The organism is Alteromonas alvinellae (assembly GCF_902705805.1).
On record NZ_CACSIH010000015.1, the window covers coordinates 1 to 23,820 of the forward strand.

15 protein-coding genes are annotated in these 23,820 nt (G+C 41.5%); 8 read left to right on the forward strand and 7 right to left on the reverse strand.

All coding sequences use genetic code 11. From position 1 onward, the window contains the following. The coding region (locus ACX5KA_RS01125; protein ID WP_458730246.1) for a CARDB domain-containing protein at nt 1-3,993 on the reverse strand (3,993 nt) is incomplete at its 3' end. After that, the gene (locus ACX5KA_RS01130; RefSeq protein ID WP_458730247.1) at nt 3,990-4,820 is read right to left on the reverse strand and encodes a hypothetical protein; all 831 of its coding nucleotides are present in this window, start codon (nt 4,818-4,820) and stop codon (nt 3,990-3,992) included. The genes ACX5KA_RS01130 and ACX5KA_RS01125, both read right to left, overlap by 4 nt. Before the next feature lie 396 nt (nt 4,821-5,216). Between ACX5KA_RS01130 and ACX5KA_RS01135 the strand changes: the two genes are divergently transcribed. The 5 genes from ACX5KA_RS01135 to tnpC all read left to right on the forward strand — a co-directional run bounded on the left by ACX5KA_RS01135 (nt 5,217) and on the right by tnpC (nt 11,143). Next, the gene (locus ACX5KA_RS01135; protein WP_020744395.1) at nt 5,217-6,620 is read left to right on the forward strand and encodes a mannose-1-phosphate guanylyltransferase/mannose-6-phosphate isomerase; all 1,404 of its coding nucleotides are present in this window, start codon (nt 5,217-5,219) and stop codon (nt 6,618-6,620) included. Nucleotides 6,621-6,877: 257 nt separating this feature from the next. Next, complete coding sequence (locus tag ACX5KA_RS01140; RefSeq protein ID WP_148290592.1) at nt 6,878-8,578, forward strand: hypothetical protein; 1,701 nt, start codon at nt 6,878-6,880, stop codon at nt 8,576-8,578. 302 nt (nt 8,579-8,880) lie between these two features. Beyond that, nucleotides 8,881-9,201, forward strand: coding sequence for an IS66 family insertion sequence element accessory protein TnpA (tnpA, locus tag ACX5KA_RS01145; RefSeq protein WP_020746260.1), 321 nt, complete (start codon nt 8,881-8,883; stop codon nt 9,199-9,201). After that, nucleotides 9,198-9,449, forward strand: coding sequence for an IS66 family insertion sequence element accessory protein TnpB (tnpB, locus tag ACX5KA_RS01150; protein WP_458730248.1), 252 nt, complete (start codon nt 9,198-9,200; stop codon nt 9,447-9,449). The genes tnpA and tnpB overlap by 4 nt, the downstream gene beginning before the upstream one ends. 185 nt (nt 9,450-9,634) lie before the next feature. After that, nucleotides 9,635-11,143 carry an IS66 family transposase gene (gene tnpC, locus ACX5KA_RS01155; RefSeq protein ID WP_458730253.1) on the forward strand — a complete coding sequence of 503 codons (1,509 nt, stop codon included), beginning with the start codon at nt 9,635-9,637 and terminating at the stop codon, nt 11,141-11,143. 278 nt (nt 11,144-11,421) lie between these two features. Here tnpC and ACX5KA_RS01160 read toward each other — a convergent pair whose 3' ends face one another. From ACX5KA_RS01160 to ACX5KA_RS01175, 4 genes are all read right to left on the reverse strand, one after another. Continuing rightward, the gene (locus ACX5KA_RS01160) at nt 11,422-12,459 is read right to left on the reverse strand and encodes an IS110 family RNA-guided transposase (RefSeq protein WP_283617754.1); all 1,038 of its coding nucleotides are present in this window, start codon (nt 12,457-12,459) and stop codon (nt 11,422-11,424) included. Between the two features lie 224 nt (nt 12,460-12,683). Further along, the gene (locus tag ACX5KA_RS01165) at nt 12,684-13,355 is read right to left on the reverse strand and encodes a sulfotransferase family 2 domain-containing protein (RefSeq protein WP_020744379.1); all 672 of its coding nucleotides are present in this window, start codon (nt 13,353-13,355) and stop codon (nt 12,684-12,686) included. A 176-nt stretch (nt 13,356-13,531) separates the two neighbouring features. Then, entirely contained in the window at nt 13,532-14,626 is a 1,095-nt protein-coding gene (locus ACX5KA_RS01170; protein ID WP_020744378.1) for a glycosyltransferase, read from the reverse strand. A gap of 2 nt (nt 14,627-14,628) precedes the next feature. Further along, the gene (locus tag ACX5KA_RS01175; RefSeq protein ID WP_232363658.1) at nt 14,629-17,052 is read right to left on the reverse strand and encodes a glycoside hydrolase family 99-like domain-containing protein; all 2,424 of its coding nucleotides are present in this window, start codon (nt 17,050-17,052) and stop codon (nt 14,629-14,631) included. Between the two features lie 658 nt (nt 17,053-17,710). Here ACX5KA_RS01175 and ACX5KA_RS01180 point away from each other — a divergent pair. From ACX5KA_RS01180 to ACX5KA_RS01190, 3 genes are read left to right on the forward strand one after another with little or no spacing between them, the layout of a single operon-like run. Continuing rightward, nucleotides 17,711-19,444: a glycosyltransferase family 2 protein gene (locus tag ACX5KA_RS01180; RefSeq protein WP_458730249.1), complete on the forward strand. Its 1,734-nt coding sequence runs from the start codon at nt 17,711-17,713 to the stop codon at nt 19,442-19,444. Further along, nucleotides 19,437-20,675: a glycosyltransferase family 4 protein gene (locus ACX5KA_RS01185; RefSeq protein ID WP_458730250.1), complete on the forward strand. Its 1,239-nt coding sequence runs from the start codon at nt 19,437-19,439 to the stop codon at nt 20,673-20,675. Before ACX5KA_RS01180 ends, ACX5KA_RS01185 begins: the two co-directional genes overlap by 8 nt. Before the next feature lie 2 nt (nt 20,676-20,677). Further along, nucleotides 20,678-21,787 (forward strand): sulfotransferase, encoded by a 1,110-nt coding sequence (locus ACX5KA_RS01190; protein WP_458730251.1) that lies wholly within the window; start codon nt 20,678-20,680, stop codon nt 21,785-21,787. 35 nt (nt 21,788-21,822) lie between these two features. On the opposite strand, the gene ACX5KA_RS01195 is transcribed toward ACX5KA_RS01190, so the two are convergent. Then, complete coding sequence (locus ACX5KA_RS01195) at nt 21,823-23,694, reverse strand: hypothetical protein (RefSeq protein ID WP_458730252.1); 1,872 nt, start codon at nt 23,692-23,694, stop codon at nt 21,823-21,825. Nucleotides 23,695-23,820 lie beyond the last annotated feature (126 nt).

The window sequence follows — 23,820 nt, forward strand, 5'->3', positions numbered from 1 at the left end:
GGTGTTTAATCCCGCGGCGGCTAGCTCTGGTATACCGTCGCCTGATATATCAGGAATAGTCAGTAGGGTGGGGCTGTCCATACCTGGCCACGCATAGCTGGCGACTAAACCGCGTTTGTCGGCCGCATCTTTAACTAACAGCATGGTTCTGCCGTCTTCACGGCTGGTGCCAAATAAGCCCCATTCGCTTTCACTGTCGCCATTCATATCGAACAGTTTCTGCCAGCTCACGTTTTCCCACTTATCAGGGAAGTTATACGCACTAAGCTTATTATTGCTGTTAGCGCCACTGATTAACTTCACCTGTATTTTGTTATTGCGCTTAATACGACCAAACAGCGCCACATCATTCACACCATCGCCATCATAATCACTGTGTTGATAATAAGACGGGCTATCAAAGATAGCAGGGAAGCTATACACGCCCACGTTAGCGCCAGTTGCGCCATCTTGCACACGAAGCTGTGGTCTAGCGCCATCTTTAAATGTGCCTTCAAGGGCAATTTCAGGTACCCCATCACCGGTTAAGTCATCCATCACCATAACCTGCATGTTCTTCCAGTTTGCGGGCCAGTTGAATACAGAAATGCGTTTGCCAGTACTGCCACTACGCACAAAGAACTGCGGTTTACCTTCATTACCCTCATCTTGGCGAATACCGAATAAACCGATATCCATCATGCCGTCACTATCCATATCAGGTAAGGCGATAGGTGTTATAGACGAGGGCACGTAAGCGCCTGCTGCCCAGCGAATGTTCGACAGTTCCGCACTATCCACAGGATTTATAATGGAAAGACTAGGCACACCACCACCTACACTAAACACACCCAGCTCAGTCACACCATCGCCATTCACATCTTGCCACAGCAACGGTATGCCTGAGCCAAGCTCAGAAGCGCTGCTGTCATCAGGCACGGTAGGGTTGTTATCCAGCTTATCGTTAATGCCATCACCATCAGAATCGGTATTAAACGGGTCGGTGCCATATTCAAACTCTTCAAGGTTAGTCAGGCCATCGCCGTCGGCATCGCCATCGGCATCCGCCACTAGTGGATTTAACCCCACACGCGCTTCATACACATCCGGCATGCCGTCGTTGTCGTCATCGCTGTCGCAGGCATCGCCTAAGCCGTCGCTGTCGGTGTCTAGCTGATCTTGGTTGGCAATGGTTGGGCAATTGTCGGCGGTATCATCAATGTAGTCGCCGTCACTGTCAGGAAGTGTACTGTTTTCATCATCAACAAATACAATGTTGTCGATAGTCACATCATAACCTTGAACGCCAGACGTCAATCGTAAAGAAAAAGCTGCAGCACCAGGTGTGCCAGTGGGCACGCGTACGTTTACGCAACTGTTAGCGGCTATATCGTGCTGCCTTACTAACGCTTGTTGAATTGTAATAGTCGACTCAAGCGTTGCATTAAGGGTTAAATGCGTATTACAAGCATCAAAGCTAATGCCGTTAACCGATGCGGGAACATAAAAAGGGTTAATCGTAATTTTTTGGTCGCTAGATTCGAGTGTTAGCAGTGCATTGCCGCCAGCTGTCATTATACGTGCTGCGCTTGTTGCGCCAGTATCTAAAAGTTCAAACCCAGGGATGTCCATAAATAGCCCTCCAACCCCTAAGTTACCTCTTGATAAGTTACCGTTTACAATGCCGTGCCCTAATGTTGTCCACGTAAAGTCACTTTCTACTTGCTGATTTGCCGCGAATAAACTGTCGAAGATGTAGTCGTCTGAAGTTCTTAAATAGGAAAGTCCGCCCGTTTTCGACAAATTAAAACCATGCTTTCGTCTATCTACTAAATTAAAGTCGTACCAATGAGGCTCTACCGATTCGGTAAACATATCTATGGTACCGCTATACATGGCGTGCACATCTGAATGTCCTAGGGCCATTAACTTTTTGGACGAGGTCGACACAATATTGCGGCCTGTAATGCCCAAGCTACCGTTTTGCCAGTAATTGTCTGCCCACTCAATGCCCTTCCAATTTACGATGCCATCGTTACTACGCCCGGGGTTTACATCGTAGTCGGTGTAGGCAAGCTCTAGTCCGCCTGAATCGTGAGGGTCGAGCGTAGTAACGTGCGAAACGGGCATGCCAGCTCTTAGCATACGCTCCGCAAGTTCGCTATTCACTACCGTACCTCTGCTATGGCCAATCAAATGTACATTAGTAAATGCGTCAATGTTCTGATTTGTTTGAAGGTGAACAATGGCACCTAAAAGGGCTTGTGCTGACGCCTCTGAATAGCCAGGGGATAAATTATTCGAAAGCTCAGTCCAGTCATGAACAACAATAAAATGGTTTGTGCCTTCTAATGCTTCACCTATACGTTCTAGCTGCGCGCTAACCGGGTTGAACACCCATATTTCGGCGTTGCCGTTTGCACCTAGCGCTCTGTTCTGAATAGCTTTAGCCATATCGATAGGCCAATCGGGCAACTCACCAAGGGTTTGGTAGCCGTGGGTAATAACCGTTAGTTTTTTATCAGTGTTATCAGCAAGTGTTACGTTTATCGTGGTCTCAAAGGTATTATTCGATGTAAGTTCGTTATTTATGTTTAACGTATCGATAGTTGCCGTTACGCGGTGAATGCCTGTACTGATAAAGCAGTATTGAGCACAATGCGATGCATTATAGGCGGTCTCTGGAATAGTTAATATTTGCTTTTCTAAAGCCGCTATTTCGCTTATCTGCCATGTATAAATCTCAACCCCTTCGGTTTCATCAAAAAGCGTGACGGCAAAGCCTTCGTTAATTGCAACAGTACTTTTATTTTGAACAGCAATTTTTATGTTAGTGTTTTCATTTACGCGCGGCGAGGGGGTTAGTATAAGCGGAGAGCCATGGTGCTCAACGTAAGTAAAGTCAATATCGGGAACATTAGCAGGCACAACGGTAAGCAACTGCGAGCTAGATGTGCCAGAGCTTTTCTTATAACTGCCTATTACAGCGTTAAAATAGTACTCGGGGTGCCCATAAACATCTTCAACATACTTTGTATTCCACGACGTTTTGGCAACCAGTTTTCCTGAGTTTTCATCTTGCTCAACATAGGTAAGTATAGTTTCGACAGGGTCGTCGCCAGCAAGATCATCTTCGTAAATTTGAAATTTAATGGCCGTGCCAACATCAAAGCCGCGCACTTCTGCATACATATCAACGCTTTCGTTTTCATGCCGCTCTAGCAGGCCAACCCATTTTGCTAAAACAATATCAGTGGCTTTAGGTACAGTAATCTCAATGGCTGAAGTGTTATTGGTTTCGTCAGACTCGGTAATAGCATTTTTATAGTCAGCGTAAACACCAATAAAGTAAGTGCCCGGCTGGGTATCATCAGGTATCGAGATAAACGTGGTTTCAGAGTTAGTATTACCCGCGCCAATCGAAAACTGCGAGTCTTCATCTAAACACTTATCGCTGGTATCAATAATATTGTCGGCTGATAAGTAAACACAGTGTTTTGGGCCACTACCGGTAGACGCCTCGCCCTGATTTTTAACCGAATAATTTACGGTAAGGTTTTCACCCGCATCTAGCACCGTATTACTTAAAGAAAGTGCAGAAATAATAAGGTCGGGTTTTTTCTTTCTAACCGTGAACGCCCATATATGATGTTCAACTACGCTTCCGTTTTCTATTACGCCGTGTAACTCATAGTCGCCGTCTTGATAAACGGCGTAATCGCAGTCGGGCGTCCAATCACCAAAAAAAGTGGTTTTTTGTTTATTGGTAACCGATGCACACCCAGATATAGCATTCCCATCTTTATTTTTGAAATAGTAGGTGGTGCCAAAATCAGTATCAGAAATTTTAAAGTTGTGAGTGCCGTGATCGACATCATGTGCCCAATTAACTTTGCAAGTTTTAATGCCATTTACAGAGCTTTCGCAATGCGCGCCTCCTTTAGGAAGTGAAAAATTAGCCGCGCCACATTGTGCAGAAATAAGAAATAGAAAAACTAAAAGAACATACTTCATTTTGCAGCCACCTTTTTATCAAAGATTGCTTTATACATCTTCCAGTGACTGTGAATAGCGCTGGCATCATCAGTAACCGCAGATTGCATCTGTTGGCTTGAGTTACGTAGCTGCAATGCGCTAACATCCGCAGCTAGCCCTGTATTTACAGAATGAATAGAGGTAGCGTAATTTATACTTGGCGTAACTGTTTTATTAACATTTGTTTTTGCACTTGCCGACGGCGTGAAAAAGTAAAGTTCGTTTACAGATAGCATTAACACCTGCCTTTTAAGCAAGGCTGAGCTAGCTACACTGCTGCCGTAATACAAAGGTTGTTTGTATAAATGGTGAGGTATACCGAAGAACCTATCTAGTACCGGTTCAGATTGAAAAGAAGCCGATATAATTACTGTAACGGTTTCATCTCTACGCCTTAAAGCATTTTCGGCCTGACGTAACAAACTTAATGCGCTTTCTCGCTCTTCAAGCGAGCTGTTTTGGGGGGTAAGTGAAGTAAACGATGCTTTATTTTGTTTTACTTCATCTACCTTTACCGCAGAAATAGCTAGCGGCTTTTTTTTATTATCAAGCCAATAGGAAAATACATAAGCAGCTATGCTACCGTCTAGGTTGTAGTAAACATCGTTAGAAGCGAGTGCTGTAGTTTGATGGTAGTTTTGGGCGGTCTTATCAGCCACAAAGGCAGCTAATGCCTCGGGTACGGTATTCTCGACAATAATTTCATGTGTTTTTGCATAGGAAAAAGCAGGTGCAATGAACAAAAATAGTAATGCGGCGGTGATACGTTTAGCGCGGCCAATTGAAAAGCCAGTAGATAAAAACATCCATATCTTCCATGATAAAAGTAACAGCACACCTGAAAAGCAGGTGTATTTTCATTTTAAAGTATCTTTTGGGAAGCGGGTGTAGTCAATGGGTTTGTTTAGCGGCATTGTATGGGGTGTTATTAGTAGTTGTTTGGAGTGATACTCAATGTAAAGACAATGAACGCATTGATGAAAAGCAAAGCATAGATTAATTCAAATAAAGGTAGCGCAAAAGAAACGTTTTATAGTTTTCAAGACTTGTTAGATTTGTACATAATAAACCTGCCTTTGGAAACGCTTAATTTTTTTAGAAAAATATCTCAGATAACTTTAAAATATACTCAACAAGCCGTTGTAATTATTGTTAAACTCTACAAACAAATATTAAGCAATAGCTACTTCTTAGGAATATAAATGAAGCCAGTAATTTTAGCAGGCGGAACAGGAAGCCGTTTGTGGCCGAAGTCTCGTGTTGCTCTTCCAAAGCAATTTCTTTCACTCACCTCAAACGACTCAATGCTTCAAGAAACCATTGCTCGTTTGTATGGTTTTGATACTGAATCGCCTATTTTTATATGTAACGAGGCTCATCGCTTCTTAGTGGCAGAGCAACTGAGAGAGAAGGGCATTTCTCATGATGGTATTTTGTTAGAACCAGTCGGGCGTAATACGGCTCCTGCAATTGCGCTTGCGGCTTTACACGCAACCCAAAATGGCGAAGACCCAATATTGCTCGTACTTGCAGCTGATCACTTAATTAAAGATGAATCTGCTTTTCATAATGCTATTAAAGAAGCAGAAGAACTAGCTAAAAAAGATTATTTGGTTACTTTTGGTATTGTTCCAAGTCACGCTCATACTGGTTACGGTTATATTAAAGCTGGAGAGCGCTTAGCTGACGGCTTTAGCGTAGACACTTTCGAAGAAAAGCCAGATATTCAAACAGCGCAAAAATATGTGGATGCTGGCGATTACTTTTGGAATAGCGGTATGTTTGTATTTAAAGCAAGCCGTTATCTAGCTGAGTTAGAAAAATACGCCCCTGAAATACTCGCAACATGTAAAGATGCTATTGAAACAGAAAGTACAGATTTAGACTTTATTCGTGTTGACAAAGAAGTGTTTGGTGGTTGCCCTGATGACTCAATCGATTACGCTGTAATGGAAAAAACAGAAAAAGCGGCAATGGTAGCCTTAGATGCAGGATGGTCAGATGTTGGAAGTTGGACATCGCTTTGGGAAACATCAGAGAAGGACGAAAGTGGCAATGTAACTATTGGCGATACAATATTAGAGAACACTCGCAATAGTTATGTGAATGCAGAAGGAAAGCTTGTGTCTGTTATTGGACTTAACGATGTTATTGTTGTTGAAACTAAAGATGCGGTAATGGTTGCACATAAAGATGACGCGCAAAGTATCAAAAGTGTTGTTAATAAGCTGAAAAGCGAAATGCGCCCAGAGTTTCAATTTCACCGTGAAGTATTTAGACCATGGGGGAGTTATGACTCAATCGACAATGGCGAGCGTTTCCAAGTTAAACGAATAAGCGTTAAACCAGGAGAAAAGCTTTCTGTACAAATGCACCACCACCGTGCTGAGCATTGGATTGTTGTAAGCGGTACTGCAAGTGTAACAATAAACGATGAGACTAAGCTGGTGACAGAAAATCAGTCTGTTTACATTCCAGTAGGTGCAGTTCACGCTCTAGAAAACCCGGGTAAAATACCTTTGGAACTTATTGAGGTTCAATCGGGTGCTTATTTAGGTGAAGATGATATTGTTCGTTTTTCAGATAGATATGGGCGAGTTGATTAGCTTTTAAAATTAAATCGAATAAATTTCCTAATTGAAAGATACTTTTATAAAACGATGGGCGAGTGATAAGTGGACTATTCAACTTTAAAACCCAGCGATAAACATTTTTTTCTCTCACACAGGAAAAGAGTTTGATGGTACCACCCGCGCCAAACGTGGTTTTAGTTGTTTAAAAACGATGAAAAAAGCTGAGCTCTGAAAAGCTAAAATACCTATTCGGCGCAGTGCTTCAAGATAATACGTTTGAAAAAATCTATATGTCAAAATTGAAAACAACCAAAAACGAAAGCTTACATGATAAGCCCGTCAATAATGTAAGTAAGGCGCTTATTTGCACAGGTTTTCATCGCAGTGCTACGTCTGCTACAGCCAATTACCTAAACAATGCAGGGCTGCATATGGGTAATGAGCTAATGGGAAATAGTATCAGTAACCCCAAAGGGCATTTTGAAGACTGGGCTGTAGTTCGATTGCATGATGAACAGTTAGCAAAGAATGATACAAGCTGGCAATATCATGATGAAACGTCTTTGGATATTGAGCCTGATTTTCTTAATAAATATATCAAGCTGCGAAGTTCACACCACTCTGTTTGGGGTGTGAAAGACCCTAGAGCCTGCTTATTTCTGAATGAATGGAACGAAGCGCTAGAAGAACAGGGAAACTTTCTGTTCGTTGCAAGGCACTGGAGTAGCTGTATTGAATCCCTTTTGCACCGGCATAGTAGGGAGTTTGCCCATCAGCTGCCCGAAAACTTAGAAAACGACAAGCGGCTTAGATTTTGGCGAAAACCGGAACTAGCCGCGAAAATGTGGCTGGCTTACAATAAAAGACTACTAGCATTTGCCAAAAAACATCCGAGTAAATCGTTAATAGTAACGCAACGAGCACTATTTAATGGCGCGCCTATTTTAAAAACGCTTAATAGCAAATTTAAATTAGGTTTGAATGAGTCGGTTGAAAGCCCAATTGAAAGCAAAATGCTTAGAGACCAAGCGTCAACGCTTATTCCAGATATGTTATCAAGCCATTTAAAAGCTAGGTTAGAACATGTATGGCATGAATTACTAGAGCGTGCTGAGTTAAGACATACAGACGAAGATGCGGTTTATTTCACCCCTGAATTCACATCCATCAGTCAACTACCGTCAAGTTTTAGAGAAGCCTATTTATCTAAATGCCGTGAGTTAGCCAAAGAAAGTAACACATCGAAAGAAAATCCCATTATTGAAATAACATGGCCAAAAGAAAAAACGGATGAAAGCGTAGCTGACTGGGTAAGTAGGTACCCCACAAAAAACTTAACCGAGGCACAATTGAAGCAAATTCATCAGTTTGTGGAAGATAAGTTTCCTCTGAGTGGTGACATCTGGTTGGCGTTGGCCAAGCTATATTATAAGAAAGAGTGCTACGGTGAAGCGATTGATTTTTTTAAACAAGCTGTGGTTCTAGGTTCACAGTTCGCTTATATCAATATGTTTCTTGGACAATGTTATCAACGGATAAACAAGCCATTAAACGCTCGGTTTCATCTGGACAAAGCGCTCGAGCAGAACCCTAAGAATGTAAACTTTTATCTGGCAAAAGCGCAGTTTTTAATTGAAATCGGAGAAGGTGAAAATGCGAGACAGTGCCTTCTCAACGGTATAGACGTGCTCGGCTTTTTAGCCCCTTTAGTTATTAAATTAGGTGACTATTTGTTGAACACACAGAGGTTAAAAGACCTACCTTTACTGATAAGTTCCTGTAGCGAACCAAATCACCCAGCTTTAGAGTTACTTAAAGACAGGTGGACTTTACAGGCAGACTATAAAAAGGGCGTGAAATTGTATAATAACAAATTAGACAGAGAAGAGTTGAATGAAAGAGGTGCAGAGTGGCTGGCAGGTGCAATTCAATTAGTGGATGTGAATTGCTGTGAAACTGATCTAGCGTCGAGATTTTATAGTTTTAGATGAATTTTAGATTAGGTGTGTAGAATTCCTCAAATGACCGAGAATTAGAGTCGGAGAACAGTAAGCTGAAAAAGATGCTGGCTGACAAACTTAGCTTAATCGCGCGCTCAGCGCGATTATTATCGATACTTAACTTACCATCGAGTGTATAACGTACAGGGATTGCCAGACGCTTACCTCGCTACTTGAGTTGCGAGGTTTTGGTATTTTGTGTGCCAGCGCATGGTCGTGAGCGTCCGGTAATCCCCACATTCAATTCATAACTTAGCTACGGCATGGTGTTCTCTTTGCAAAGGGGAGTGACCATGCAGCAACATCAACGAAGAGACATCCAAGACTGGCTCAATCTATTTGAACAACAAAAGCAAAGTGGACTCACTGCGGTAGAGTTTTGTCGTCAGCAGCAGATTAACGTTCAAACTTACTATACCCGACGTCGCGATATTCGGCTTCAACGAACAAGTAGCAAGTTTGTTCAGGTGAAACGTGAAGTCACGAAGGTTGAATCCTACACCGAAGCAATGGGTGGCGACCTCCTTCTGAAATTGGGAAACGCTCAACTTAGCGTGCCAACCAGTATTAACCCTCACTGGGTTGCCGCTGTGATGAAGGCATTGGCCGAATGAAGATGTTCGTAGAGCCTGCCAACATTTACCTGTACATGGATATCGTCGACTTCCGCAAATCGATTAATGGCTTAATTGTCGTGGTTGAGCAGGATATGAACCTAAATCCGTTTCGCGATGTACTGTTCGTCTTCTGCAACAAAAAGCGCGATAAGGTCAAAATACTCTATTGGGATAAAACAGGCTTCGCACTCTGGTACAAGCGCCTCGAGAAGCATCGTTTTAAGTGGCCTGTCGATGCAAACTGAAAACAGATGCATATAAGTGAACAACAGCTACAATGGCTGTTATCGGGCTACGATGTCATTGGCCATCAGCCGTTGAACTACAACGCATCCGGCTTATAACCTGTGATCATAAGTAGCGATTAACGATCACGAAATAGTCTTAATAATGTCGGGTAATCAGTGGCTTATTGCTTGATAATAACGTCATGAATATTGATATCGAAAACTTACCTGACGACCCAGCGACATTGAAAAAGATGTTGTCGCAGGTTATGTCGCGCTATCAATATCTTGAAGAGCAGTTTCGTATTGCCCAGCACAAGCAGTTCGGTAAAAGTACCGAAGGTCACCCTGGGCAAGGTGAGTTGTTTAATGAAGCGGAAGAATTAGTTGTTGAGGCTGAAACTGAAACAGCTGAAGAAGCGATTAGCTACACTCGCAAAAAGTCTGTACGTAAACCGCTACCGAAAGACCTGCCTCGTGAAGTTATCGTTCACGATATTAGCGACCAAGACAAAGTCTGTGACTGTTGTGCCAGTGAGTTACATCGCATAGGTGAAGATAAGTCAGAGAAGCTTCAGTTTATCCCCGTTCAGGTCAAAGTGATTGAGCATGTTCGCCCTAAATATGCGTGCCGTACCTGTGAAAAGGACGGTATCAGCAACACGATTAAACAAGCGCCTGTGCCTCACAGCGTTATCCCAAAAGGCTACGCAACGCCAAGCTTGTTAAGTCAAATTATCACCAGCAAATATCAGTATGGGTTACCGCTTTATCGACAAGAATCTATGTTCAAACAGCATGGTATTGAATTAAGCCGTAAGACGATGGCGGACTGGATAATCCGCTGTGCTGAGTTGTTTAAACCGCTTTACGAGCAGCTCCATCAACACCTGTTAAAGCAACCTGTTATCGCGGCAGATGAAACCACGCTAAAAGTGGTTGAGTCTGAAAAAGCGAACAGCTATATGTGGCTGTACGCCAGTGGCGCAGACTCGCCTAACGGTAATATACCTGATACAGAAATACCCAATATCGTGTTGTACGACTACCATAATAGTCGGGCTGGGCAATGCGCAGTAGACTTCCTTGATGGCTATAGCGGCTACCTGCAAGTGGATGGCTATCAAGGCTACGAGCAAACGCAAGCGACCCTTATCGGTTGCTGGGCACATGCACGTCGTAAGTTCATGGAAGCCAAAAAAGGTGCGGGTAAGAAAGGCAGCGGAAAAGCAGATTGGGCACTCAATCATATCCAAAAGCTCTACCGCATCGAAACGCAGCTAAACGATAAAACGGTCGAAGTGCGCTACCTTACCAGACAAGAAAAGAGCCTACCGTTGCTCAATCAGCTTCACGCATGGCTAATGAAATCAGTTCAACAAGTGTTACCGAAAACCAAATTAGGCGAAGCGATACAATACTGCTTGAACCAATGGGAAAAGCTTGTACGTTATACACTCGACGGCCAACTAAAGATTGATAATAATCGCGCTGAGCGCGCGATTAAACCGTTCGTGATAGGCAGAAAAAACTGGCTATTTAGTCAAACCGCCACGGCCGCAAACGCCAGCGCAATGCTCTACAGTATCATCGAAACCGCTAAAGCTAACGACCTCAATGTGTTCGAGTATGTGATGACTTGCCTTGATGAACTCAGCAAGCCCGACGTCGATATCGAGCAACTGCTACCATGGCAGTTTGCTAAACGCTAGGTGGGATTACCGGACGTGTATGGACTCCTCCTCTTTTGCAAGTAATTTGTTCGATAACTTTGGGTATGATTGCCAACGTGTATCCGGTTTCTTAATGATGCATTTTCTTTTACTGCATCGAACCTCTATGGGCTATTCGCACACTTGCTCCTTAGCGCTTACACGAGCTTAAAGGCTCTTCGTCCGGGTAAGGTTTTTCAAGTGTCGGTCTCACCTGTTAGCCATCTCACATTTTACTTTGCAACTGGGATGAACACTTTTTGTATTTTTAAATTCGTTTAAGCGCTTGCTATTAATCCTGGATCATAACTTTCGTTTGTATTTACCATAGCCCAAGCTGCACGCGCGGTTTTATTTGCTAACGCTACAGTTACCGTATTAACGTGCTTGTATGCGCAGAGCTTTTCAATCCATTTACTTAAATTATCATCATGCCGATGAGCATGCCGGATGACTGACCGTGCACCATGAACAAGTAGTTTTCTTAAGTAACCATCGCCTCGCTTACTGATGCCAAGTAACCTAGGCTTGCCGCCGGTACTGTGTTGCCTCGGCGTTAAACCAATAGAAGCAGCAAAATCCCTACCTTTACGGTATCCTTTCGCATCTCCAATAGCACAAGACAATGCGCTGGCACACAGGATACCAATCCCCCGCAACTGAAGTAGCGAACGTGCGACAGGGTCATTTTTGACTTCTTTCTCAATAAGCGTGTCGAGCGTATCGACTCGCTCTTGGAGCTGCCTTAAGTCATCAAACAAATCACGTAGCAACAAGCGAAAAAGCGCCGACAAACCATTTTCCGCATCTTCCAACCAAAGGGGGATGGCTTCTCTCAGTTTGTTGATACCCACTGGCGCAACTAGTCCATATTCGCTTACCAGTCCTCGTATCTGATTTGCTTTGGATGCTTTTTGAACCATCAACTTGTCCCTGATACGGTGTATAGATTGTATGTCTTGTTGCTTACTTGATTTCACACTTACAAAGCGCATGTTCGGCCGACTCATAGCCTCACATATTGCCTCTGCATCAATCGCATCATTCTTATTACTTTTTACGTAAGGCTTAACAAATTGCGCATGAATTATTTTGACTTTAAAACCTCGTTTTTGTAATTCTCGCCCCCAATAGTGAGATGAACCACAGGCTTCCATTGCAATTTCAGTCCCTTTAGGGACCTTGTTCTCAATAGCATCCAACCACTTTGTTCGACAGTATTTTCCTTTCCACTGCCGTTCACCAAACCTATCTACTGCGTGCACATGAAAAACGGACTTTGCAATATCAACACCGACTCGAGTAATCTGGCCCATGGGCTTCTCCTAATTTGAATACTAGTAACTCACCATCACCATATTGACCAAAAAAAGGACAATAGTTCAAGTTGAGGAGGAGTCCATCCCATTGCTTACGCATGGTCATTGCCCCAAACAAAAAGAGAATACCATGCCGTAGCGAATTTATGAATTGAATGTGGGGATTATCGGTCGGACACGATCAAGTCTGAGCTAGTTCAACTAATACGCAAAAAATCACGTTACCTCAACTTTTTTAGATATTCAAAAGAAATAAAGTCTTTTTTTAAAGCGCTCTGTAAAATCTCAGTAGAGTTAGGGCTCAAATATTTTGGGTTTTCGATATTTAACGTATCCAGGAAATTTGATGAATCTTTATCTTTTGCAAGCTCAGTGAACAAGGGCTTATCATCAAAGTTAATCGACAAAAAGTTATTAAAATCTTCGAGAATATTTTCTGTTTTAATTAGAAATAGCCGTTCTTTAGGTATCCTTTCTAGCGTCTCAAGCGGGCAATACCAAGCTAAGCCCAATTCGATATGTAGTTTTGATTCTTTGATAGCAAAGTGCGCTAATTCTCTTTTTTCTGAGTTTTTCGACTCCAATGACTCACATAAGTCGTTAACGCTTTCGAACGTAGCATATATTTTATTCCAATACGGATTTGACGCTTTCTGAACAATTATTTTTTCGTATTTATCCCAGTTAAATGCAGAAATAAATCTCTTTATAGGATCGCGAGCTGTCACTAAGTAGAGGTTATCACCTTGATCTTCCCTAATGAGCTTTTTAAGTTGTTCAGGCGCGTCGCCACAGTGCAACTCTACGAAGGCCAAATTGAGAGAATTTAGAGCTTGGTTAATACTTCCACCTGCGCATTTGCCAACATGAATATGAATTATTTTTTTTGACATTTAACTTTCTCTAGAAAATTTTAAGTTAAAACTAGTTGAGTGAAATCTTACTAGCTTGTGCCAGCAAAACTATGTTTTTTTTAAGTGATTGTTTTATTGAAAGTAACAACTATCAAATTTGAATTTTCTACATTGCTTTGCTGATGTAGCCTTGATATTTAATGATATAGTTTCTTTTACTTAGTCTGGAAACCCTTTATTTGTGAAAAAGCTTCGATAACTCTATTACCGACGCCTAATTTCGTTATAGAGTCTGGATAAGCTTCTGCAATCTCACTATTTTTTTCTGTTAATATAATATTGGTAATTAATTCGGCAGCGTGCGCTACGGAAGGTTCAGCCCAAATTTGACCCGCGCAAAAAGGGTAATCTCCTTCTTTGCAATTAATCAACTCATAATTCACTGGGTGGACAAGTGGGTGATGTGTATATTCAGTCACGCCAGAATAGTTAGTAACAACCGCATTTTTACCTAAAAGCAGCGCTTCGGCACCACCACGGCCTAAACCTTCGGCGCGATGTAAACTCACAAATGTGTCACTGCACGATATAAGAGAAGTGATTTCATCGTAACTCAGGTTGCCAGATATGGTTTTTAGCTTTGTATGGGCTTTGGCCTTGAATGAACTTATTGAATCAACGTTCTTTGTTTTAATAACTATCTGAAAATCTTCTTCCGGAATCTTCTGTTCTAGCTGTTCCAATAACTCCAATAGTGCATACGGATTTTTCCTTGTGAAGTAAGAGGATTCATCGAAGAAACCTAGAATAATGTGAGCACTGTCTCTAAGACCGAAGTATTTTCTTGAGAAAATGGCACCGTTCTTTCTTTCGCAAGCTTGACCAATCAACCGTACTGGTTTTGTAAAAAATTTTTCGAAAGCGTTTTTCACAAATGTTGAAATTGCCCAAACTTCATCAAATAAATTAATTCCTCCTTGCCACACAGTCGGATAGTTTTCAAGTTCCCACGCTGGCATAATTATATTGTACGCGGCATCCATTTCAAAATTGTAGTTTTTAAGTTCGTTTAGTACGTCCTCAACTTCGTCGCCGTTGATATGAAAAATTCTTACATCACAATCGTTAACGTTATTTGTAAGTTTACTTTGTAACCACGACCTATCTCTATTTTGTAAACTACTTACGGATGAGTAAATATCAAAAATATTATGTTCGAAGTAACAAGCGGATAATGCATCCGAAAAACTAGCCAATTGTTCCCCCATCCCTATCGGTGAAAACGGATGACCAAAAACAGTTACTTTCATTTTTAATAATTCCTTGTAATTAAAGCGTCGATTATTTGAAGGTGCGATGCGCCATATTTCAGGTCTGGCTCTAAATGCGTACCTTCACCCCATTCATTCCAAGCGTTGACAAATATAATTTTCTCTTCGTCATCGTACAAATCGGCTTCTTCAAGCTTATGCTCAAAATAAACTTGGAAAACGTTAGGGTGTGAGTCTTTGAAAATAGTCGCAGTATCTTGTCTTCGAGGGGTATTATCCCATGAAGGGAAAGTACTTGGATATCGAACATAGCCAGGGTGTTTTCTACAAAGCAATTCTTCTACAGCATCTTGGTAGTCGATGATTGTTCCTTTGAACTCTGGATTAATTACTTCGTCTTCTTTCAGTGAAGTTCGAGAAGTTATTCCATGAGGTGGAAACTCGACAGCAGCATCAGCCCCCAGAGATTGTGGAGACGGCGCATGAGCTACTCGCTCCATACTATCAAAAAGGATAATGTGAAGATCGGTGCCATGATTTTCTCGCCAATAATTACGCCAGCTCTTCACCTTCGCTGCAAAGTTGTCAAATTGAGATGCTCTATATATGCAAACAGCGGGTTTTCCATTAATTGTGTAATAATTGGGGGCTGCTATGAAGCGCTCCATTGCCTTTAAAACATCTAAAAATTCTGCATCGGTGTTGGCTTCTTGTTTCAAGAGAACATTTCGCTCCTCACCGTCCCACGTCCTAGTCCAGTTTTCATTTGCCCAACACAACATGAAAGGCATATCTGAGCCAGACGATGCAAAGGTTTCAATGGCTCGTTGTAGAATTTCGTTGTTATTTCCAAAGTTATAGTAATAAAAACAAAAAGCTTCGATGGAATGTCGCTGTGCTATTGCCGCTTGTCTCAAATGTGCATCTGCGTGCGTTAAATCGTAGTAGCCTAACTCGCTAGGTATGTGAGGTTGATAGTGTTCTTTATAATTTGGCTTTGCATTTGAAGAACCAGTCCACTCAGTAAAACCGTGCCCCCACCACAAGTTATTTCGTTTTGTCTGATGATATTGTGGCAAGTGTAATGCAATGACCTTTTTCTTTTTCTTCGCCAAATACTTAGCATGCTTTGCTAGCAAGTACACTTTATTTTTTGCAGTTTGTGATACCTTGTACAAAGTTGAAATGCTGTTCATTGAAACGCTAAGATGATGATATACCGAAGATTTACTAATAAATTTTATCTTTTTACCATCTTGCGTTAGCCTTAGACATAAATCTAAGTCTTCACAGTAGGCAGGTGCTAAAGATTCATCAAATTTCCCGATTTGTAAGAATGTTTCTTTTTTAAAACATAAGCATGCACCAGATATGTAGTCTACGTTTCTGTCAAAACAGTACTTTGCGTCTTCTGGATGTTCTAAATGCCCCAACATTTTTGTTTCTAACTTTGCATTAACGCTACACCCAGCTTCTTGTAAACGCCCATCAGGATAAAGTATTTTCGGGCCAGTGATAGCAACATCTTTACTCTCAGTCAGTCCTTCGACCAGAAGAGTTATGCTGTCTTTATTAAAAGCGATATCGCTATTTGTTAGAATTATAAACTCTCCACTACACTCTTCGACAGCAGCGTTAACATTTAGCAGAAAACCTAAATTTGTTTCATTTTTTATATACTTTATGCACGGAATGTCCCTCAATAAAGACTGAATATCGAATTCATCTGGTGCATCGTCAGCAATAACAATTTCGTACGACAGTCCTTTAAACTCAGATGTAACGATAGAGTGCAAGCACTCTAATACTTCTTTTTTCGCCTTATAAACTGGTATAAGAATAGAAATATCAGGTTTAGCAGCGCTAGGAACACTATTTAAATCATTCACCAGCTGCTTTTCTGAGAAGTTAGGGATACTTAGGGGGACTAAAGGTTTTGATATCTCTAAACTACTCGTTGAATTTGCAACGCGTTGCGAAAACTCTTCATATAAGTCTCCAGAAGAAATTAAAGATTTACCCGTTAGTTTCAACTTCTTTTTGGTCGAAAGTCCTAACTCTTGGCCAACCAATACGTAATGTCTAAATAACTTGTCTTCCTTTCCTAAGTAGTCACGAGCAACCTCACTGTAGTGCTCGTAGTCAAACTCTTTTGAAAATTCTAACTGTTTTTTGTCGCCGTGAAGTGCAAAGTCTATTATTAAATCTATGCCATCGATTTCTTTTCCACAGCTTTGACGGTACAAGTCATAATTAAAGTGTGCATTTGGTAGGCGTTTCTCGTTAGCACCTGCCATTATGAAATGAAGAAGTGCCGGAATTTCCGCTGCTGCAATGTCTCTGTATGCACTCAAGTAAAAGGCGGGATCAAAATAAGCCGAAGGTCGCTGATTGTTAACAAAATATTGTGCAATGGCTTCAAGCGTAACAGTTTGCTCACCTAATCCGCCTTTTACAATATCCATATCTATCAAAGGGTGGGGGTTCCTAGTCTCGTACAACCCATAGTTGACGAAGTGCTCTAGAGGTTCCATTCCTGCATCAGTCACGTCGGGGTACTGCGATAGATAATAATGAGGGTCGAAAAACGCAGAAATCCTTGCACTTACCCCATTTTCCGCAAAGAAGTTTATATACTTTTCGTCAAACTCATTATCGTTAAACGATGCTTTTAAGTTATATCGACTGTAGTCTTCATTGAAGAAGCTAGGATTTTGTTCAATCAATTTTGATATGAAGCTCATAAGTGATCTCATTCCCTCTAAGTTAGCACTGAGCAATTTATTTTTGCAGGTTGCCTTTTCGTCTTTTATCTTTCTATTCTTTATTGAAATTTTGGTCGCGTCGAGGAAAAGGCAGAGTATTCAGCCAGGGATCTAAACAAACTTGATGGTCAAACGCAATGAATTTATAAACTCATTAAAGGTTGTGGACACTTTGCTGAGCTATGTAAGAGCGTATAGATTACATATTGAACTTAAAGATTGTTCAATAAGCACTCTGATTGAAAACTTTAGTTTGATTCACCGGTGAAAAACAAGATAATGCTTCTATACTTATGAAGTTTTCCCTTGTGCAGAGAAGATTGATTTACACAATTTAAGAGTTAAATGGGTGCTAGGAATGGAAATACAGACAGACTTCGCATTTGCAGTTGGCAACAAACTGCTACTGGGAGGTTGGGCAGTAGTAGGCGATGATATTTCAAAGCATCAACTGCAGTTTGCTCGTGAATTTAGTGATCTTCTGTTATTTAAACGCCCAGATGTTTGCGCAGTTATGCAATGTTCAGAAAATCACAGTACCGGCTTTTTAATAGCGTTAGCTAATACAAGTGAAAACGAAATAGAAGTAACATGGGGAGAAGTTACTCACCACATTAACCTTGATGACGTTTCGTTTACCCAGCAATTAGCTGAATTGGAAGTGTTGCCTTCAGCGTATTTTAATGATGCAACGGCCCTACTAGAACGCAATGGCTTCTATTGGGGGCAAAAATCGCTGTCTTTTAGTGAAAATACCCCTTCAAGTCTATCTCTGTCTCATAAAGACAGTAGAATTCAAATCGACTACGCATTTACATTGGATGCACATACAGTATTAATAATTGGTTGGGTGTTGGACGAGGCTCGCTTATTCAAGCGTATAAACCTGCGGCTGAACAACATTATTTCCGACTGTATTCTACAAGATGCGTTTTTTCACCCCAGGTATGATGTAGCTGAAGCACTAGAATTGCCCAAAAGTTACGGGGAAAAGATAGGCTTTGCTTTTACGGTTTCGCTTCCAGAACCTATTAGCCCAAATATAGAGCTAATGTACAGCGTCGACGGCACGTTTTTTACAGGCTCAGCACTTAAAGCCGAACCGTTTAGAAGGGAAGAAACCTGGCTTACAGAAATTCTTCTTGCCAATGTTGATATTACCAACACGGCTAAGTTCCCCAAGTTAACCAAGCACGTAACGTCTGCTATAGAAAAAAGTTGGCTTGGGCGTTTACAAGCACCTAATGCGGTAGACGTGAAACAGTTTGGTGATGAAGTAGCCAACCCATTGCTATCGCTTGTTATCCCTATTTATGGGCGTTACGATTTTGTGCAAATTCAAATGTCGCAATTCAGTTTAGATTCCGACTTCGACAATATTGAAATAGTCTATGTACTAGACGATCCAAGAATAAAACATGCCTTTATGGTTACGTGCAAAGGGGTATTTGAAACCTTTGGTGTGCCTTTTAAAGTGGTATTAAGTGAGCGCAACCTGGGTTATGCCGGCGCAAACAATCTTGGCGTTAGTCATGCCTCATCAAAGCATATTGTTTTATTAAATTCAGATGTTATTCCTAAAAAGCCCCATCAATTTTCAACGCTTTTACAACAGTTTGAAAATGCAGAAAGCGTGGGGATATTAAGCGGTACGTTGCTGTACGAAGACGATACCATTCAGCACCAGGGCATGGAATACATGCAAGACCCCTCTCACCCCGGCATGTGGATGAATTATCATCCGCAAAAAGGCTTTCCTTTATCGCTTACTGAATCGTTTGATATAAAAGAAGCGCAAGCCGTTACTGGTGCATTAATGCTAATGACTAAACAGCAGTACCTAGACGTGGGCGGGTTCGATATTGGTTATATATTAGGTGATTTTGAAGATTCCGACCTGTGTATGAAAGTGCGCAACACAGGAAAACGTATTGCGGTTTCTGGCTCAGTACATATGTACCACTTAGAGCGCTTGTCGCAGTCGCTGGTGTCTGGCAATACGTGGAAGCACACCTTGTCTATGGTTAATGGGCTTCGTCATACAAACAAATGGAATAACGAAGTAGAAAAAGTGGTAGCGGGTAATGGATAAAAAGAAAATACTAATAATTGCCCATGGGCACCCGGATGTGCATAAAGGCGGGGCTGAAATAGCAGCCTATCAACTATTTAACGAATATGAAACGTTAGGGCATGATGTTACGTTTCTGGCTAGAAGTGAAGAAGCGCCTCATGGCGGTGCGGCATTTTCCGTTCGCAATAAGGCAAATGAGTTGTTGTTTCATACGCGCCAAGACGATGACTTTTTGTTTTCTAATATACGCACTCGGTATATTTGGTCTGAACTACGCGACTTGCTGAAGCGACTGCAGCCAGAAGTTGTACATTTTCATCATTTCTTTTTAATGGGTGTAGAAACCCTACTAGAAGTACGTAAGACGTTACCTGAGGCGAAAATTGTATTTACGCTTCACGAGTACCTGGCGATTTGCCATGCTAATGGCTTAATGTTGAAACCTCACTCACAAAAGTTGTGTGCTAAGTCATCACCAAAAAACTGCCATAATTGCTTTCCGGAAAAGTCGCCCGCCGACTTTTTTATGCGTGAAATGTACATAAAGCGTGCTTTTTCTGTTGTGGACCGTTTTGTTTCGCCGTCTGAATTTTTAAAGCAGCGCTATGTTGACTGGGGTATCGATAGTTCGCTTATTGAAGTCATTGAAAACGGTACGCCGGAATTAGATGAGCACGCTCAGATGAACGATAGCGTTAGCCGTTCTTCGACTAAAGTGCGTTTGGCTTATTTTGGGCAAATTAACTGCTTTAAAGGGCTAGATATTTTGCTAGACGCACTATTGCTAATGGACAAAGATACCCGCCAGCAGTTTGTGCTTAACATCCATGGAGCAAACTTAGAATATCAGCCTGCCGAATTTCAGGAAAAAGTGTACTCAGCCCTTAAACGATTAAAAGGCACGGTTTTCCTGCATGGCCCATACGAAAATCATGAATTGCCAGCACTGCTTGCAGAAACAGATTGGATGGTAGTGCCCTCTATTTGGTATGAAAACTCTCCTATTGTTATTCAAGAAGCATTTAGGTTTGGTGTGCCTGTTATTGCGAGCAATATTGGTGGGATGGCTGAAAAGGTTAAGCATAACGTAAATGGGCTAACTTTTAGCGTCGGTAAGCCCTTGTCTTTACTGGAAACTTTTAGAAGTATTCTTGCTGCCCCTGAGCTGCATAAAACTTGTAAAGCTGGTATAACGCCTCCTATCTCAATTAGCGAATCTGCACAACTCAACCTGGCTTTGTATAAATAACAATGAATTGGACTTATTTTTTAGAGCATCAAAAACAGTCGCCATTTTCATCAGCCGATGTCGGGATTTGTCAAAGCTCGCTCACGCTTAACTTGAGTGAGCCGGTAGATTCTGAAAGTGTGAAGTTAACGGTTTTGTCGCACTCTGCTTTTCTCAATGGCGAAAAAGTATTTAGCGAATGGAAAATAAATAACAAGCAGCTTAGTTTATCTACCGAGGGGCTGAAATCTGTAGTTCATGTTGTAGAGATAACCGTGAGTATTGAGCCGAGAGTTTATAAATCAAGGTTAGCGTTCATTCCTGCCCCTGAAATAGCTCAATCTTATATTGTAATTGGCTCACCAAGAAGCGGAACGACGGTGGTGGGTAATATGGTGCAGCAAGCGTTTCGCAAAAAGGCCCACGGCGAGGCGCATATAGCAGAATTGTTTAGCCAATTAGTTAATCAGTCTGAAGAGTATTTAGAAAAGGGTCTCGCCGCCAACAATAAGGGCACACTGGTGTGGGAAGTGCCGAGCATATTTTTAAAAGCTCAGCTTGTGAAACAGCTTCGAGAAACATATAGCACCTATTACGGTAATGACATTATCGTTGATAAAACGCCGGGGCTACCCATGCTTCGAGCTTTACCTTTAGTCATGTTGGCATTTCCAAATACAAAAGTTGTTTATTGCCAACGCCGTGGTATTGAGAATATTTCTTCTAGATTACGAAAATTTCCCAAAGCAAAATTTGAGGCGCACTGCAAACAGTGGGCGCAAACAGTTCAAGTATGGCAAAGGCTCAAAAAACAATTGTCAAAGCAAACTTTGCGTGATGACTGGTGGATTGAGGTTGAGCAGTACGAACTTGCTACTGCGCCCCAAGCAGTAACGAAAGAATTGGGGCGTTTTCTGAATGTGAATGAGCGTGCAATTACGCGTATGTTTGAATATCAGGAAAAGAAATCCCCTCAAATAACGGGAGGGAAGCCTTCTGACGTATCAAGTCTTGACGCTGTGGGTTGGACGAATGAACAACAACAGTATTTTATTGAAGTTTGTGGCGAGGCTATGAGGCTGCAAGGCTATTCATTTGACGAGCAGTATTACACAACGTCAGAAATCAACTGAAGTTGTGTTGAATCAGTGGTAACCGTCAAGGCTTGTTAGAACCTAACAAGCCTTATGTCTTTCGCTGGAATTGTGATCTCTTCGCGTCCCTTCATTAGCGCTTCAATTTTTGCTTCAGTTCCTAAGGCAGATAGATCCTTTTTAGATAGCGCTACTTGTTCACTACTGTTGTTTGCTAATAATACTGCTTTTTCAAACACTCGGGCTTCGACCTTTTTACCTTTTGTGTAACTTATTTCAGCAAGCTCCAACTTGTCTACACCACCCTCTACAGTAAGGCAAACCGGTGAACTCACCTCATCAAAGCTGAACCACGATGTGAAAGGTTTGTCTCCGACAAAAGAATACTGCTGAGATTGCTGATTGCCAATATACAAAACTCTTGGTCGCTTTTGTTCTGAGTTAATTAGTTTGGCTTCTACCTTCACAACAATTGGTTCGTTGTTCATTGGTAAGTCTAAACAATGTGAAGCCTTTATTGGGCCAGATAAATTGTTTAAAGACTGTGCTTTAAATTGCTGTTGAGCCTTCACATTCTTCACTAGCTTAACAGGCATAAGTTCTTGGGAAAGAAGTGTCAACATGTCACCTTTTGGGGCACCAATGTTTTTTAGCTTTCTAAACTCAGGCCATTTATGAAATGAAACCCCCTTTGGACGAAATGCTGGAACTATAGCGCTATCGGTTAGAACACCTGCTGCTACAATAAGTCTTCTGTTATTGTCGGTAGGTTCAATTTTCCCTTTCTTAGGAACATGATAAGCCGCTACCTTTATGTAGTTTAAGTGGGGAGCTTCTGAAAATTCCCTCCAAAAATTATGTCGGTTAAAACCACTCGACCATTGCGTTAGTTCAGGGTCTCCTCCGTCAGGCCAGCTTTCACTTTCTATACCATTAAGCAACCATGTCGCTCTCTGGTTAGCGTAGCTTCCATCAGCCAGTATTAAACGCTTGTTACCTAGTTTTGCTCTAAGTTCAGATAAGAAAGTATAAACACCGTTTTGGTGCGCCTTATCGTATTGGCCAGGAGTGAAGACATCAGGCTTGCCATCGGCATCAGCGTCAATTTTCATTGGGTAGCCGATATTGTCTGTACGGTGTGCTTCTGTTAACACATCAAACTGAATACCATCAAAAAAATTTACATTACTTGAAAGTTGCGAGTGCAAAAAATGGGGGAGTGTTCGAACTAAAGAAGGTTGTGTTTCGTTAAAGGTAAACCAGTTATATTCCCAGAGGCGTTGGCTGTTTTTACTGAACGGCCCTTTAGCTACATGCTGCGCAATATAAATCTGGTCTGCATCGCCCGCTAACTTTCCAGTATTTAATATATCGCGTTTAATGGTGATGACGCCTTTTTTATTAAGCTCGATAAGCTTTGCATGTTCAGTCTTATTCCAATTTAGCGTGCCATCACTATTCATGGCCACAAGAACAACGTCTTCACGCGAATTGTTTCTAAGGTTTTTTCGAATGGATAAGGCAGACGCGTCTTTTATTTTAAGCGTACTTTTATCCTCGTTCTTACGTAGTGATGTCTGAACTGTGGTACCTAAAAAGTACAAATAATCTCTTGATGTGGCGTACTGTTTCGAAAATTCAGGTAGCGACGCTCTACCGTTGAAATGAAGCAGTAAAAGCTTGTGTGGATAGGTTTTTTTGAATAGCTTAAGTGTATTAGTGGAATTAGTATTAAAGCCTGTAACTTCTTCGTTAAATGCTTTAAGTACTAAACCGTCAAATCGTCCCCAACGCTTTACCCACTTTTCAGATTCAACTTTCTTTAAGCTTCCTTCAGCGTATCTAAAATAAAGCTGTTTTAATGGCTTATCAGAAAATATATCTAGCTCTTGCCCTTGAGTATAAAAGGCGATGCATGCGCCCAAGAAAAAAAGTGCATATCGCATATAAACTCCATTTAATTGACTTGATAACTATATTTCAAGGCTTAACTTAGCGCCGCTATTGCTTTTTCTAAATTCTCTTTTTGTATTGGCTGTTTGCTACTAGGGTCTGTTGATCTTTGCTGTACA